This window comes from Pseudomonas sp. WS 5010 (genome assembly GCF_012985565.1).
GTDB lineage: Bacteria > Pseudomonadota > Gammaproteobacteria > Pseudomonadales > Pseudomonadaceae > Aquipseudomonas.
This window is the reverse complement of sequence record NZ_JAAQWQ010000005.1, coordinates 410,866-424,731: the sequence shown is the minus strand read 5'-3', so window position 1 is coordinate 424,731 and position 13,866 is coordinate 410,866. Positions and strand designations below refer to the sequence as shown.

At 62.7% G+C, this 13,866-nt stretch carries 14 protein-coding genes; 11 read left to right on the top strand and 3 right to left on the bottom strand.

The window, feature by feature from the left end; genetic code table 11:
- The first annotated feature begins 137 nt into the window (after positions 1–137).
- Positions 138–2,585, top strand: a complete 2,448-nt coding sequence (locus HBO11_RS18865) for an acyl-CoA dehydrogenase (protein WP_169956831.1) — start codon at positions 138–140, stop codon at positions 2,583–2,585.
- Positions 2,586–2,661: 76 nt separating this feature from the next.
- On the top strand, positions 2,662–3,069 hold the full coding sequence (locus HBO11_RS18860) for a PA2817 family protein (RefSeq protein WP_099168779.1): 408 nt from the start codon (positions 2,662–2,664) through the stop codon (positions 3,067–3,069).
- A gap of 158 nt (positions 3,070–3,227) precedes the next feature.
- Here HBO11_RS18860 and HBO11_RS18855 read toward each other — a convergent pair whose 3' ends face one another.
- A complete protein-coding gene (locus HBO11_RS18855; RefSeq protein ID WP_169956830.1) occupies positions 3,228–4,160 on the bottom strand; it encodes a LysR family transcriptional regulator in 933 nt (310 codons plus the stop codon).
- Positions 4,161–4,250: 90 nt separating this feature from the next.
- Here HBO11_RS18855 and HBO11_RS18850 point away from each other — a divergent pair, with 90 nt between their 5' ends.
- Both HBO11_RS18850 and HBO11_RS18845 read left to right on the top strand, forming a co-directional pair.
- Positions 4,251–4,877 carry an alanyl-tRNA editing protein gene (locus HBO11_RS18850; protein ID WP_169956829.1) on the top strand — a complete coding sequence of 209 codons (627 nt, stop codon included), beginning with the start codon at positions 4,251–4,253 and terminating at the stop codon, positions 4,875–4,877.
- 155 nt (positions 4,878–5,032) lie between these two features.
- On the top strand, positions 5,033–6,772 hold the full coding sequence (locus HBO11_RS18845) for a dipeptidase (RefSeq protein ID WP_169956828.1): 1,740 nt from the start codon (positions 5,033–5,035) through the stop codon (positions 6,770–6,772).
- Positions 6,773–7,078: 306 nt separating this feature from the next.
- On the opposite strand, the gene HBO11_RS18840 is transcribed toward HBO11_RS18845, so the two are convergent.
- Positions 7,079–7,399, bottom strand: a complete 321-nt coding sequence (locus HBO11_RS18840) for a transposase (RefSeq protein ID WP_071577144.1) — start codon at positions 7,397–7,399, stop codon at positions 7,079–7,081.
- Positions 7,400–7,699: 300 nt separating this feature from the next.
- A complete protein-coding gene (locus HBO11_RS18835) occupies positions 7,700–7,840 on the bottom strand; it encodes a hypothetical protein (protein WP_017640395.1) in 141 nt (46 codons plus the stop codon).
- Positions 7,841–7,867: 27 nt separating this feature from the next.
- On the opposite strand from HBO11_RS18835, the gene HBO11_RS18830 reads away from it, so the two are divergent.
- The 7 genes from HBO11_RS18830 (at position 7,868) to HBO11_RS18800 (ending at position 13,566) form a co-directional block, all read left to right on the top strand.
- Positions 7,868–8,614, top strand: a complete 747-nt coding sequence (locus HBO11_RS18830; RefSeq protein ID WP_003821040.1) for a hypothetical protein — start codon at positions 7,868–7,870, stop codon at positions 8,612–8,614.
- A gap of 118 nt (positions 8,615–8,732) precedes the next feature.
- Complete coding sequence (locus HBO11_RS18825) at positions 8,733–8,945, top strand: AlpA family transcriptional regulator (RefSeq protein WP_003821041.1); 213 nt, start codon at positions 8,733–8,735, stop codon at positions 8,943–8,945.
- 42 nt (positions 8,946–8,987) lie between these two features.
- Complete coding sequence (locus tag HBO11_RS18820; protein ID WP_017640396.1) at positions 8,988–9,863, top strand: ParA family protein; 876 nt, start codon at positions 8,988–8,990, stop codon at positions 9,861–9,863.
- Positions 9,847–10,095 carry a hypothetical protein gene (locus HBO11_RS18815; RefSeq protein WP_003821044.1) on the top strand — a complete coding sequence of 83 codons (249 nt, stop codon included), beginning with the start codon at positions 9,847–9,849 and terminating at the stop codon, positions 10,093–10,095. The genes HBO11_RS18820 and HBO11_RS18815 overlap by 17 nt, the downstream gene beginning before the upstream one ends.
- Positions 10,088–11,725, top strand: a complete 1,638-nt coding sequence (locus HBO11_RS18810) for a ParB family protein (RefSeq protein ID WP_017640397.1) — start codon at positions 10,088–10,090, stop codon at positions 11,723–11,725. The genes HBO11_RS18815 and HBO11_RS18810 overlap by 8 nt, the downstream gene beginning before the upstream one ends.
- A 15-nt stretch (positions 11,726–11,740) precedes the next feature.
- Positions 11,741–12,301, top strand: coding sequence for a DUF2857 domain-containing protein (locus HBO11_RS18805; protein ID WP_003821054.1), 561 nt, complete (start codon positions 11,741–11,743; stop codon positions 12,299–12,301).
- Positions 12,302–12,303: 2 nt separating this feature from the next.
- Positions 12,304–13,566, top strand: coding sequence for an STY4528 family pathogenicity island replication protein (locus tag HBO11_RS18800; protein WP_017640398.1), 1,263 nt, complete (start codon positions 12,304–12,306; stop codon positions 13,564–13,566).
- Positions 13,567–13,866: the final 300 nt, after the last annotated feature.

Here is a 13,866-nt window from a genome sequence, read left to right as displayed (position 1 = left end):
GGCCAAATGTCGGCGCCTGCTGCCTGTGACTGGAGAGCACTTCCCGCCACACCACGTAACACCCTCAGGCACCGCTTTTTCGGATGCCGACTAAGCTCTGAGGGTGCTTCTGCCCCTGGTTTCACGGAGGATTGAATATGCTGTTGTTGTGGATACTGGTTCTGGTGCTCGGCATTGCCTACCTGGCACACCGTCGCACCGCGCCCCTGCCCGCCCTGGGCGTGGTCGCCGTCTATCTGTTGGCGATGGGCGCCTTTAGCCATGCACCGGGCTGGCTGCTGCTGGTGTTCTGGGTCCTGCTGGCGGTAGTCGCCGCACCGCTGCTGCTGCCCGACCTGCGTCGCCAGTACTTCACCGCACCGCTGTTCAACTGGTTCCAGAAAGTACTGCCGCCAATGTCCGAAACCGAGCGCGATGCCATCGACGCCGGTACCGTGTGGTGGGACGGCGAACTGTTCAGCGGCCGCCCCGACTGGGACAAACTGCTGGCCTACCCCAAGGTGCAGTTGACCGAAGAAGAACAGGCCTTTATCGACGGCCCCACCGAAGAGCTGTGCGCCATGGTCACCGACTGGGAAATCGGCCAGGCCATGGACCTGCCGCCAGCGGCCTGGGACCACATCAAGCAACATGGCTTCTTTGCCCTGATCATTCCCAAGGAGTTCGGCGGCAAGGGCTTTTCGGCCTACGCCCACTCCCAGGTGGCGATGAAATTGGCAACCCGCAGCGGCGACCTCGCCTCCACCGTGATGGTCCCCAACTCCCTGGGCCCGGCCGAACTGCTGCTGCACTACGGCACCGACGAGCAACGCAACCATTACCTGCCGCGCCTGGCCCGTGGCGATGACATCCCGTGCTTTGCCCTGACCGGCCCGCTGGCCGGCTCCGATGCCGGCGCAATGCCCGACACCGGGGTGATCTGCAAAGGCGAATGGGAAGGCAAGGAAACCCTTGGCCTGCGCCTGAACTGGGAAAAACGCTATATCACCCTGGGTCCGGTCGCGACCCTGCTCGGCCTGGCCTTCAAGGCCCATGACCCGGACCACCTGCTGGGGGAAGAAGAAGACTTGGGCATCAGCCTGGCGCTGATCCCCACCGATACTCCCGGCGTGGAAATTGGCCGTCGCCACCTGCCCCTGGGCGCTGCGTTCATGAACGGCCCCAACTCCGGCAAAGACGTATTCATTCCCCTGGACTTCCTGATCGGCGGCCAGGAGATGCTCGGCAAGGGCTGGATGATGCTGATGAACTGCCTGTCGGTCGGCCGTTCGATCTCCCTGCCAGCAGTGGGCACCGGCGCGGCCAAGTTCACCAGCCTGGTGACCGGCCAGTACGCCCAGGTGCGCGAACAGTTCAACGTGCCACTGTCGGCCTTCGAAGGTATCCAGGAAGCCCTGGCCCGTATCGGCGGCAACGCCTGGCTGATGGACAGCGCGCGGATGCTCACCGCCAATGCCGTCGACCTGGGGGAAAAACCCTCGGTGCTCTCGGCGATCCTCAAGTACCACCTGACCGAGCGCGGTCGCGAGTGCATCAGCCACGCCATGGACGTCCACGGCGGCAAGGGCATCATCATGGGCCCCAACAACTACCTGGGCCGCAGCTGGCAGGGGGCGCCGATCTTCATCACCGTGGAGGGGGCGAATATCCTCTCGCGCAACCTGATGATCTTCGGCCAGGGCGCGATCCGCTGCCACCCGTTCGTCCTCAAGGAAATGGCCCTGGCCGGCCGTGAAGACCGCGACCAGGCGCTCAAGGAGTTCGATGGGCTGCTGATGCAACATATCGGCTTTGCCGTGAGCAACGCCGCCAGCACCCTGGTGTTGAACCTGGGCCTGGGTCACTTCGAAAAAGCCCCGGGCAACCGCTTGAGCCAGGGCTACTTCCGTGCGCTCAACCGCCAGGCTGCCGCGTTCGCCCTGTTGGCGGACCTGAGCATGATGCTGCTGGGCGGCGAGTTGAAGCGTCGTGAACGCCTGTCGGCACGGCTCGGCGATGTGCTCAGCCATATGTACCTGGCCTCGGCAGCGCTCAAGCGCTACCACGACCTCGACTCCCCGGATCACCTGGAGCCGCTGTTTGCCTGGGCCATGGAGGAAAGCCTCGGCCAGTCGGAGCGCGCGCTGGATGAGTTGCTCAGCAACTTCCCCAACAAAGTGCTGGGCTGCCTGATGCGAGTCATCGTGTTCCCGTTCGGCCGCCGCCACAAAGGTCCGTCCGATGCATTGGACGCGGAAGTCGCCGCAGTAATTGGCCGGGCCAAGGGCGACCCGACCCTCGAAGAACTGCTGGCTGGCTGCTACCGCCCACAGTCGGCGCAAGATCCAGTCGGCGCCTTGCAACATGCCTACGACCTGCTGGGTGCCAGCCAGCCCCTGCAAAAGAAACTCCACAGCGCCCTCAAGAGTGGCCAGGTCAAGCCACGCGCGGGGGAACACGCCATCGAAGCCGCACTCGAGGCTGGCGTGCTGCAACCGGCAGAGGCGCAGACCCTGCGCGATGCGGAAGCGGCGCGGCGCAAGGTGATCGACGTGGATGACTTCAGCAAGGAGGAGTTGGCCCAGGCGCCTGGCAGAGTCCGCTAGTACCGGCGGTCATATAAAAGCGGGCGCGAGAGCTATATACTCTCGCGCCCGTTTTTGCTTTTGAGGACTTACTCTCGTGTCCAACGTCGTTGCCGATCATCTCGTCTTGCTCGACCACCTGCGCAGTATCCTGGTTGCCGTCGGCGAAGCCGAACAGGTTCCAGAGGAAAGCCACGCTTTGTTCCTGGAACGCTTTGATGAACTGCGGGCCATGCTGCCCATCGACCCGATCGAAAGCCAATACCTGGGCCAGGACATGATGAGCCAGGTCATCTTGCGCTACCCACAGATTGCCCATCTGGTACCGCGCGACTTGCTGTGGTTCTTTGGCGGTGACTGCCTGCACTTCATGCCCGATGATGAACTGGACTTGTACCAGGCCCTGGAAGAACGGCGCTTCGAAGCCGAACAGAACGACGAACCGTTCGACTGGAACCAGGAAAAGCAATTGCTGGCCATGTCCAACGACCAGCCCAAGCACTGATCTCAAAAGCACCAAAGATCCAAATGTGGAGCGGGCTTGTCGGATCGCCGCATCGCCGCGAAGACGTCGGCCCAGCAAACATTGATGTTGACTGACCCACTGCTTTCGCGAGCGAGCCCGCTCCCACACTAATTCGCTCAACATTCCCGATCGTGCTCCTACCGCCGACGCAATGTAGGTTCCTTAGCCATGCACTCCACCAGATAATCGATGAACACCCGCAGTTTCGGTGGCAGGTAGCGCGTGGGTGAATGCAGCAACCAGGCATCCCCATGGTACGAGGCAATAAAATCCCATTGCGCCAGGACCTGCACCAACCGCCCCTCCTCCAATGCATGCCGCGCAGTGAAATACGGCAAGCTGCCAATTCCCACATCCTGCAACACCGCATCCAACCGCACCCCCGTGTGATTGGCCGCATAACGACCACGCACACCCACCGTCACTGTTTTGCCAGCCTGGCGCAATTTCCAGCGTGCATCCCCAGGGGTTTCGCCCAGGTAAATGCAGCTGTGCTCCAGCAAGTCATGGGGATGCAGCGGCGTTCCGTGGGTGGCCAGATATTGCGGCGTAGCACACAGCAAATGCTCGATCGGCAGTAACCGGCGCCCTACCAACCCCGGCGGCGGGTTATCGGTGATGCGGATGCTCAGGTCGACATTGTCATCAATCAAATCCACCTGCCGATCTTCGAGGATCAACTGCACATCGACCTTGGGATAGCGCCGCAGGAATTGCGGCATATGCGGATGCACCACAAACCGCCCGACCGCCTTGGGCACGCTGACCCGTATCAGCCCTTCGGCCTCGTGGGTGTACTGGCCGCTGATTTCCATCACCGAGCGCGCCGCGTTGACCATCTCCTGACAGCGCTTGAAGACTTCTTCGCCACCTTCGCTCAAGCGCAGCTTGCGCGTGGTGCGCTGTAATAGTCGCGTGGCCAGGGCCTGTTCCAGGCGCGAGATGCTGCGGCTCACCGCCGATGGCGAGGTGCCCAGTTGGCGCGCCGCTGCAGAGAAGCTGCCGGCTTCCACCACCTTGACGAAAATCGCCATTTCACCCAGCAGTGGCAAAGGAAGATTGATGCTCATGACGCACAAGTCCATTGAGATTTCAGCGGATTATCACTCATTTGCGCACTACTTATACTGCTGCGTAGACCCCTGATGCGGATGTAGACGATGACCCAGCGCCTGTTTTTTACCCATGACCACCTGGTTGCCGATGTTGATGTGCTGGAGTGCACGCCCCATGAGCAGCAGTTTGCAGTAGTCCTGCAGTCCACTATTTTCCATCCCCAGGGTGGCGGCCAGCCCTTTGATACGGGGTGGCTGGGGGACAGCAACGTATTGAAAGTGGTGCAGGAGGCCGAGCGCATCGTGCACTACGTGGACCAGCCCGTGGCACTTGGCCTCCAGCCAGCTCGGGTCGACGGCCAGCGCCGCGCCCTGCATACACGCCTGCATTCGGCCGGGCATCTGATCGGCAACGCCGGTGAAACCCTGGGCTGGATGCCGATCAAGGCCCACCATTGGCCCGGTGAAGGCAAGATCAGTTTTATCCGTGGGGAATCGGCCCAAGACATGGAAGCCGATGCCTTGCAGGAACAGGTCAACCAGTGGATCGCCGCGGATTTACCGCGCCACATGACACTGGAAAGTGGCTCCCGCGAAGTCGGTTTTGGCGACCTGCCGCCCTACGCCTGCGGCGGCACTCATGTGCAAGCCCTGGCCCAAGTCGGCCAGGTCACGATCCTCGGCCTGTCGGAGAAAAAGGGCACGCTGTCGGTGCGCTATAGCCTGGACTGACAGGTGGATGGCAGGCGGCGTTTTCTTATCGAGATCGGACATCACCCCGCAAGGGGCTCCCCTCCTGCTTGTGGGTGATGCTAGTGTGTGAAAATGTTTCCGACAAAAAAATAGGAAACTTCCTACTCACCACCTGCAAAGGAATGCCCCCAGCAATGGACTTCTCCCTCAAGCACCTGGCCGCCGCCACCCTGATGGTCGCCAGCCTGTCCGCCTTTACCGCACCCGCCTTCGCCAACATCACCCCGCAACAGAGCGCGACCATCCTCAAGACGTTCAATGACGCGTCGATCAAGGACTTCCGCACTTTCCTGGGCAGCCTGGCCAAAAGTGAACTGGGCAAAACCGCCGATCTCGGCCCGGCGATCAGCGCATTTCTCGATAACAAGAGCCTCAGCGCCGAACAGCAAAACGAGATTCACCGTCTGCTGGGCATTTACGCCCGGGTGAAATACGGCGCAGCGGCTACCGAGACCCTGCGTGAGCTGGTGGCCATACCGACCTTCCAGGTAGAAGGCGTAGCCCAGCACGACAACCCTGAATTCATCAAGATCGCCGACAAGATCAAAAGCCTGGCCCAGGCGTTCAACCTGAATTTTCGCAATGTCGACAACCGCGTCTATGAAATTTCCCTGGAAGGCACGGGCGATGAAGTGGTCGGCATTCACGCCCACGCCGACGTGGTACCGGTGACCCCGGAAAACTGGGTCCTGGCCGACGGCACCCGCCTCGACCCATTCAAGGTCACGCTGATTGGCGACCGCATGTACGGCCGCGGCACCGAGGATGACAAGAACGGCATCGTGGTAACGCTGTATGCGATGAAAGTGATCAAGGAAGAAAACCTGCCCCTGGCACGCAACTTCAAGCTGCTGGTGGACACCACCGAAGAAACCACTGGCGACGCCATTCCTTACTACTTTGAACACAACCCGACGCCGAACTACAACCTGGCGCTGGACGGCGGCTACCCAGTGGTCATCGCCGAAAAAGGTTATGGCACGGTCATGGCGACCTTTGCCAAGCGCAAGGCAGATGGCAAAGGCGCCGAGATCATCGCCATGACCGGCGGCCTGGCGACCAACCAGATTCCTTCGGCCTCGGTAGCCACATTGCGCAGCGACAAACCCGCTGAACTGGCGGCCAGCCTGCAGCAGGCCGGCGCTGCGTTTGCCAAGGCCAATGGGGGTGATTTCACGGTAGATGCCAAGGTTGTCGGCAATGATGTCAAGCTGACCGTTACCGGGGTGTCGGCCCACTCTTCCGAGCCCGAATCCGGTATTAACCCGGTCGCGCGGATGCTGGTCTTCATTAATAGCCTGGATGGCAAGGTTGCGCTCAAGCACAACGAAATCACCGACGCTGCGCGTTACGCCACCGACAACTGGGGCCTGGATTATCTGGGCGGCAAATTGGGCGTGGGCTTTTCCGATGCGTTCATGGGGCCGCTGACCACTTCCCTGACCTTCGTCGGCATGGATGAAAAAGCCTTCAAGCTGGCAGTCAACCTGCGGGTACCGAAGGGCAAATCCCCGGAAACACTCAAGAAAGAAATCGCCGACAAGCTCAGCGCCTGGAGCAAAAACACCCATATTGCGCCGACCTTCGATTACTCGGTGGCCGCGCCGATGTATCGCAACCCCGAGGGCGAGTGGGTCAAGGCGTTGCTGGCCGTGTCCACCGAAAACCTGGGCATGAAGCCCGAGTTCGGTACTTCGGCCGGCGCAACGTCGGTGCATGAACTGCCAAACGGCGTGCAATTCGGCCTGGCCCGACCAGAAGCCAAGTACACCGGCCACACCGACAACGAGTTCAAGACCACCGAGCAGTTCCTGCTGGACCTACAGATCGTGACAGAAATGATGGGACGTATCGGGCAACTGCCAAAACTCTAAGCCAACCCTTGGACCTGCTCTTGCAGCGGGTCCATCCCGGACAAACAAAAACGCCGCTCATCACTGAGCGGCGTTTTTGTTGAATATGGAGCGGGAAACGAGACGTTTACTAAGACCGTAAGCCGTTGTTTCCCAATCACTTTCTTCGCTGGCTTGACTAGCGAAGACCTTAATTGTAGCCTCATTTTTCACCCTCGGCAACAAGTTCGTCCAGAAACTTCCAGTAAGGTCCAAGGACACCTCCTCAGCGCATCGTCCCCACACCTCGTTCATCGCCGGCTACGGTGGTCTCGAACTCACCAATGATCACCTTTCCATATGCTTGGCTAGCTGCGTCGAAAGGCATTCGAGCACGTCACGCAAGTCCGCATAGAGGTCATGCCCGTTGGGCCGAGCCGAGCGCACCAGGCTCATCACCGAAACAGCGCGCTGACCGGCACGCAAGCTACCGACGAACAACTGGTTCGCCCTTTGAAGTGCCACTGGACGAATTTGCCTCTCGACGCGGTTGTTGTCTGGCGGCAGACGCCTGTCGTCGTTAGCGCCTCCCGGCGACCAAGGTTGGACTGCATGGCTCTCGCCGTGCCTGGGCTGTTCGGCACACCGGCTCGCTGCAGAAGCGACCACCCATACCCGTCTGCGCGAGTTGCGCGGGAAGAACCCATACGCTAGTCACTGGGACTGGATGCGCGATTCTTTATCGGTATATCAGGATACCTGGGAACGCATGACAGGCTCGGGATCAGTACGCCTGCCTTGGCATCTAGAAGCCACTGCGCGCCTATTGCGCCCTGTGAAACCGCAGGGGTATCACACCATGACAAATTGCTCTTGATGAGATTGCGGTAACGCATGACGCTGCCAGTGTGAGCGCCATTCTTCGTGTTGATCAGCGACAGGACCGATCAACCTACCACTCACGGATTCTTACACATTGAGCACATGGCGGCTACCACTGACTTGAGCTACTGAAAAGTGCTCGCGGCTCATGGAGAAGCGAGACTCGGGACTCGCTTCATCCACAGACAACTGCCCGGCCATGAGGTTGGCGCCAAAGGAGTCGGCCATGTAGTTCTCCTGGAAGGAGATGGGAGCATGAACCACAATGCACCAGCATCGAAGGTGTTCTATCGTCCGATCGAAGCCTCCCTCCGGTGGGCTGGGCTTCTGCGGTTTGAGCATGTCATCCTCACTTCGGTCTCGTCGTCAAGGAACCTGCCACAGTCGTTGGATTGCCCACGTTGGGGTGAGCTGAGGCTGTATACCGAACGCATCTACGATGGCATCCTCAATGCGGAACTTCCTTTCGGGAGGAACGGCATCACGACGCACGACACCGCGCTGATCGACTCCCCTGATCTCACTGTCCGTCACGTCGATCTGAAGCGTTGGATGCGCCAGCACTACCCCGAACAGCGCCCCGGCTTTCTCTTCTCGCGCAGCGAGCGCATCGCCCATCCCTCCATCTCTCTGGAAACCGGGCAGGCCATGCTGGTCGAGCGCTTGGCCCTCAAATCTGCCCTGGAGCAGTCCAAGCGCCAACTCCGCGAGCTGCAAGACAAGCACGACGCACTGCTCAAACAGTCCAAAATCATCCCGGCCTGCGCGCAGTACCCAATCAGTGATCGGGCCGAAGCCACCTACCTGAACATCATCGGCGGCATATTGGAGCTGATGCTCGGCCAATCGCCCTCGGGCACACCGTACTCCAGCTTCAAAACGCAAGAGGCTGTCGTAAGCGCATTGGTCGCCCATCACCATGGCGTCATGGGGATCGCCGAGCGGACGTTGAACGGCAAGTTCGCCACGGCCAGACGCCGGCTGCATAGCGCCACCCTCTGAGGATTGCCAGCTTGTATGTGCAGTCGCGGAGATTGCATTTGCAATGTCTTTCCGTAGCCATGTCTATTGAATAGAGGTCACGCCAACAAACGCCACTGAGCGTTCAGGAGTGACCGCCATGTCGCAAACACCTGTTCTGCCGCCCAACGAGCGCCGCATCCTGCGCCTGGAAGAAGTCGAATCGAAGTCCGGCTTCAAGCGCGCCCACCTCTACAACCTGATGCGCGCGGGCAAGTTCCCCAAGGCGCTGCGCCTGGGTGTGCGCGCCGTCGGCTGGGATTCCATCGAAATCGATCAGTGGATCGCCGAGCGCGTCAACAACCGGGCCTGACCCATTCTCCCGCGGACCTTCCATCCTCACACGGAGAACGCCATGCAGGTTGTATCCATCATTTCAACGAAAGGTGGCGTCGGCAAGACCACCACTGCCGCGAACCTGGGCGGGCTCGTCGCCGACGCGGGGCTGCGCGTGCTGCTGCTCGATCTCGACGTGCAGCCCACCTTGTCGTCCTACTACGAACTGGGACACCGTGCGCCTGGTGGCATCTATGAGCTGCTGGCCTTCAACGAGCGCGACCTCGGCCAGCTCGTGTCCCGCACGATCATTACGGGCCTGGACCTGGTGCTGTCCAACGACCACCGGGGCGAGCTGAGCACCTTGTTGCTGCACGCGCCGGATGGGCGCCTGCGGCTGCGGCACCTGCTGCCCATGCTGGCTCCTCTCTACGACCTGGTGCTGATCGACACCCAGGGCGCGCGTTCGGTGACGCTGGAGATGGCGGTGCTCGCTTCCGATCTCGCGCTGTCACCCGTGACCCCGGAAATCCTCGCCGCCCGCGAACTGCGGCGCGGCACCATGCAGTTGCTGGAGGACATCGCTCCGTACCGGCACCTGGGCATCGAGCCGCCGCCGCTGCATCTGCTCATCAACCGGGTCCACCCGGTGTCGGCGAACGCCCGGCTGATCCAACAGGCCTTGCGCGAACTGTTCCAGGACCACGCCGGCATCCGCGTGCTGACCACCGACGTGCCGGCCATCGAAGCCTATCCGCGCGCCGCGACGCGCGGCCTGCCAGTGCATCGGGTCGAATACCGCCAGCCACCGGGCAGAGTCGCCCCCGCCGCACTCGACACCATCCGCGGCCTCGCCGGCGAACTGTTCCCGCAATGGCAGCACCGATTTGCCACGGTGTCCGGCCGCCCGCCATTTCCTCTGGATACCGGGAGGCCCCATGGCGAGCGCACATGAACTGGCCCGAGGCCATAAGCGGCTGCGCGCCCTGATCGAATTCGCCGTCGGCGAGGGCTGGCACGTCAAGCGCACGCCGGGCGGCCACCTCAAATTCACCAAGGCCGGCTGCGCCGCGATCTACACCAGTTCGACGGCCAGTGACCACCGGGCCGCCCTCAACGCCCGCGCGCAAATCCGCCGCGCCGAGCGCGAGGCCCGGTCCCCAGTGCAGGGAGGCCGCCATGGCTGAAATGACCTCCCAGCAGATGGCCGGCAAGCTGCTCGCGGCCGGGTTCGAGCGCAGCGGCCCGTCCACCTCGGCCTTGAGCGACCCGATCGCCGACACGCCCATGGTCGTGACCCTGGACCAGTTGCGCCCCTACGACCACGATCCCAGGAAGAAGCGCAACCCGGCCTACGAGGACATCAAGGCGTCCATCCGCGAGCGCGGCCTGGACGCAGCCCCGGCGATCACCCGGCGCCCGGGCGAGGACCACTACATCATTCGCAACGGCGGCAACACGCGCCTAGCGATCCTGCGCGAACTGTGGTCGGAGACCAAGGACGAGCGGTTCTTTCGCATATCGTGCCTGTTCCGGCCGTGGCCTAGCCGCGGCGAAGTCGTCATGCTGACCGGCCACCTGGCCGAGAACGAATTGCGTGGAGGCCTGACGTTCATCGAGCGCGCCCTCGGCGTCGAGAAGGCGCGCGAGTTCTACGAGCAGGAAAGCGGCGCCGCCCTGAGCCAGTCCGAACTGGCACGCCGCCTCGCCGCCGATGGTTTCCCGGTCCAGCAGTCGCACATCAGCCGGATGAACGACGCGGTGCGCTACCTCCTGCCGGCGATCCCGACCGTGCTCTATGGCGGGCTCGGCCGCCACCAGGTCGAACGCCTGTCGGTCATGCGCAAGGCCTGCATGCTCGCGTGGGAGCGCTACGCCAAAGGCCGCACACTACTGGTACAGGACTTCGATGACTTCTTTCAGGAGGTGCTGTCGCAGTTCGACACGCAGGCCGACGAGTTCGCCCCCCAGCGCGTGCAGGACGAGCTGATCGGCCAAATGTCCGAACTGCTCGGCATCGACTACGACGTACTGGCGCTCGACCTCACCGAATCCGAAAGCCGCCATCGCGCCCTGGTCAGCGATCCGACCCCACCAACGGCACCGCCCACGCTGCCTGAGCCTGACACCATGGCACGCCCGCCCGCGGCGCCGGCCCCATCGGCCCCGACGCCGGCAGCCACACCTGGGTCGCGCGAGCGCGAGGGCGGCTCAGGGTCGGACGGCTCACCCGCAGGAAGCCCCATGGCTGCTCCTGGTGATCGGCTGCAGGGGCACATCGTTTCGCCTGCACCGACGACGGAGCGGCTGCAATCCATTCAGCGGATGGTCGCCGACGAGCTGGGGGATGCGCTGCCCGATTTCTCGGCCAACGTCTTGCAGTCCATTCCCGTCCAAGCAGGCGGTCTCTACCCGATTTCCGACGTCTGGCACATCGACGCGAGCCTGGACACGCCCGAGCGCCTGCGCATCCACGTCGCGCAGTTCGCCCGCGAGATCGCGGGCGAGGCTCGCCTGGACGAGTGCATCGATGACCGTCCAGACGGCATCGGTTTCGCCTGCCGTGCCCACGCCCAAGACCTGGAGCCGCTGGGCCGTGCCGTCCTGGCGCTGCTGGCATGCATGGCCGGTCAGCAGCTCGCCGACGTCGGCTTGGATAACAGGCAATTCGTCATCGACCTGTCGGCGTTGCTGCACGGACAAGGCGACGCAACCCGGCGCCTGAGCGACACCGCACTGGTCAAGCTGTTCCGGCTGCTGCGGCTGGCCCGCCGTCTGCTCGACCTGGACGCCGGCGCTGCGGACCCTGGAACGTGACCGAGGGAGACCAGCATGTCCGCACCACACCCACTCAACCAGGCCGTCATCGCCCAGGCCCTCTATGACCTGCGCAATGGGCAACTGCGCCGCTGCAAGCTGATGGGGTTTGGCGAGGAAGAGCTGGACGCCCTCAAGCATCCCGCGCTGATCAGCGTGCTGGCCAACGCCAACGTCTCGTGGTGCTCGGTGACGGTCAACCGCGAAGTGCTCCGGCGTCTGCTCAGGCAGGCGCAGGATGTGGAGAAGGAGATCGCCACGGTCGATCGCATGCTGCGCCTCGGCGCGAGCACCGAAATGGTCAGCCGCTTCTACGGCCTGACCCACCAGGAAGTGGCGCTTCGCCGCGAAATCCTCGGCCTGCCCAAGCGCAAGGGTCGCCATCCCGTGCTGGACGAGAAGCAGGACACGGAGCTGTGGCGGCAATGGAAGGCCGTGACCAGCAGCAGGAACGTCGATCTCGAAGACGAAACCTCCATCCTCGATGCCGCCATGGACCTCGCCGAAGGCATGTCGCTGCCTCTGTCGGTGGTCTGGGCTTCGATCAAGAGCTGGGTCGATCAAGGATTGGGGTAACCATGGCCGTGGACGACACCGCACCACGTCGTGGCCCCATCGCACTCGCAGACCTGTTCGACGCTGCGCTGAAAGACCTTGTGCCCAAGCCCAACGCCGACGCGCCCCCGCCCACACCTACACCTGTCGCGATGCCCACTGGTCCGGCGTCTGGCGATGCCTTCCTGTTCAGCGGCAACCGGCACGAGACCGTACCGCGACGGCTGTTCCTCGACCGTCGCCTGACGCCGCTGGAGCGCAATGCCTGGCAGGTCTTCCGGCTGATGCTCAACGACGATGGCGTGACGGCGTTCCCGACGTATGAACAGCTTCGGCCCTGGCTGGCGTCGATGCCCTGCGCCGGGCAAGCCTCGCACGAAACCGTGGCGCGAGCACTGACGCTGCTGCGGCTGACTCGATGGCTGAGCCTGGTGCGGCGACGGCGCGACGCCAAGACCGGCCGCATCCTCGGCAACCTCTATGTCCTGCACGACGAGCCGCTGACCCCCTTTGAAGCGATGCAGCTCGACCCGGACTACCTGCAACTCGTCAGCCAGGCTCTCGGCCATTCGGCCAAAGCCGTGCAGATCGTAGGCCTGCACACCCTCAAGGAAATCGGCGAAGACCCGATGCTGGCCGGGCGCACCCTGCCATCGAGGCTGCAAGTCCTGGCCGAACGCCTCGCCAGCCAGGGCGTCGGGGCGCACGAAAGTTATCCACAGGAGGACGCCACGCACGAATCCGAAGAAGGGGCGACGAGCCTTCTTCGGAATCCTGACGATCCCACTTCGGAATACGAAGCAGGGTCGAAACCCGCGCCAGAGGCCTCTCTTCGGAATCCGAAGCAGGCCCGTACAGTACGTAGTAGTCGTATTAATGAAGTACGTACTACCGCGCAGGCACAAGCGCATGCGCGCGCGCTGGGCGACCTGCAATGGCCCAAACGCTTCGCGGAACTGAAGGCAGAGCAGCAGACAGGTGCGAGGGTGGCACTACAGCAGGTCGATGCTGCGCTGAGGCAGGCCGTGCTGGACGAATGGGCTGCACGATGCAGCAACCATGGCATCCGCAATCCTGCAGGGTATCTGTTCGGCATCATCCAGCGGGCCATCCATGGCGAGTTCAACGCCTGGGCCAAGAAGGACGCGCCATCGGCGCCCGTTGCGCCGAACGAGCGGCCGCTACCACCAGCACCGCCACCATCCCAGCCGCAGGGCAAGCCTGTGCCGCCAGAAGTCGCCAGGCAGCACATCGAGCGGCTGCGCAACCTGCTCGCCAGCAAGTGAGCGGGCCTGCAAGGTGGTGAAGTGGATGCCGGTGGCTTCCAGTAGAGCTATCCCCTGGGGATAGTTCCACTGACGGCTACACGTCGAACCGCTGCACGCCAGGCCTCGATCGCCTGCAGCGGGATCGGCCTTGTTCGCGCTGATCCGGGTGTGCAGCGTTCCTTGGCGCTCCATGGCGCTATCCCCAGGGGATAGCTCGCGACGCATGCACCCACCGCGCCGTGAACCGGGGACGGGCGGGTTTCGGTTTGTTGACTGACTGCCTTCCGCTACCTGCCGAAGCTGTCCGCTCTTTTCCAA

What these genes read in the sequence shown, in the direction of transcription:
- HBO11_RS18865 (WP_169956831.1), top strand. Translation starts at nt 138, where the DNA reads ATGCTGTTGTTGTGGATACTGGTTCTGGTGCTCGGCATTGCCTACCTG.
- HBO11_RS18855 (WP_169956830.1), bottom strand. Translation starts at nt 4,160, where the DNA reads ATGAGCATCAATCTTCCTTTGCCACTGCTGGGTGAAATGGCGATTTTC.
- HBO11_RS18850 (WP_169956829.1), top strand. Translation starts at nt 4,251, where the DNA reads ATGACCCAGCGCCTGTTTTTTACCCATGACCACCTGGTTGCCGATGTT.
- HBO11_RS18845 (WP_169956828.1), top strand. Translation starts at nt 5,033, where the DNA reads ATGGACTTCTCCCTCAAGCACCTGGCCGCCGCCACCCTGATGGTCGCC.
- HBO11_RS18835 (WP_017640395.1), bottom strand. Translation starts at nt 7,840, where the DNA reads ATGGCCGACTCCTTTGGCGCCAACCTCATGGCCGGGCAGTTGTCTGTG.
- HBO11_RS18830 (WP_003821040.1), top strand. Translation starts at nt 7,868, where the DNA reads ATGAACCACAATGCACCAGCATCGAAGGTGTTCTATCGTCCGATCGAA.
- HBO11_RS18825 (WP_003821041.1), top strand. Translation starts at nt 8,733, where the DNA reads ATGTCGCAAACACCTGTTCTGCCGCCCAACGAGCGCCGCATCCTGCGC.
- HBO11_RS18820 (WP_017640396.1), top strand. Translation starts at nt 8,988, where the DNA reads ATGCAGGTTGTATCCATCATTTCAACGAAAGGTGGCGTCGGCAAGACC.
- HBO11_RS18815 (WP_003821044.1), top strand. Translation starts at nt 9,847, where the DNA reads ATGGCGAGCGCACATGAACTGGCCCGAGGCCATAAGCGGCTGCGCGCC.
- HBO11_RS18810 (WP_017640397.1), top strand. Translation starts at nt 10,088, where the DNA reads ATGGCTGAAATGACCTCCCAGCAGATGGCCGGCAAGCTGCTCGCGGCC.
- HBO11_RS18805 (WP_003821054.1), top strand. Translation starts at nt 11,741, where the DNA reads ATGTCCGCACCACACCCACTCAACCAGGCCGTCATCGCCCAGGCCCTC.
- HBO11_RS18800 (WP_017640398.1), top strand. Translation starts at nt 12,304, where the DNA reads ATGGCCGTGGACGACACCGCACCACGTCGTGGCCCCATCGCACTCGCA.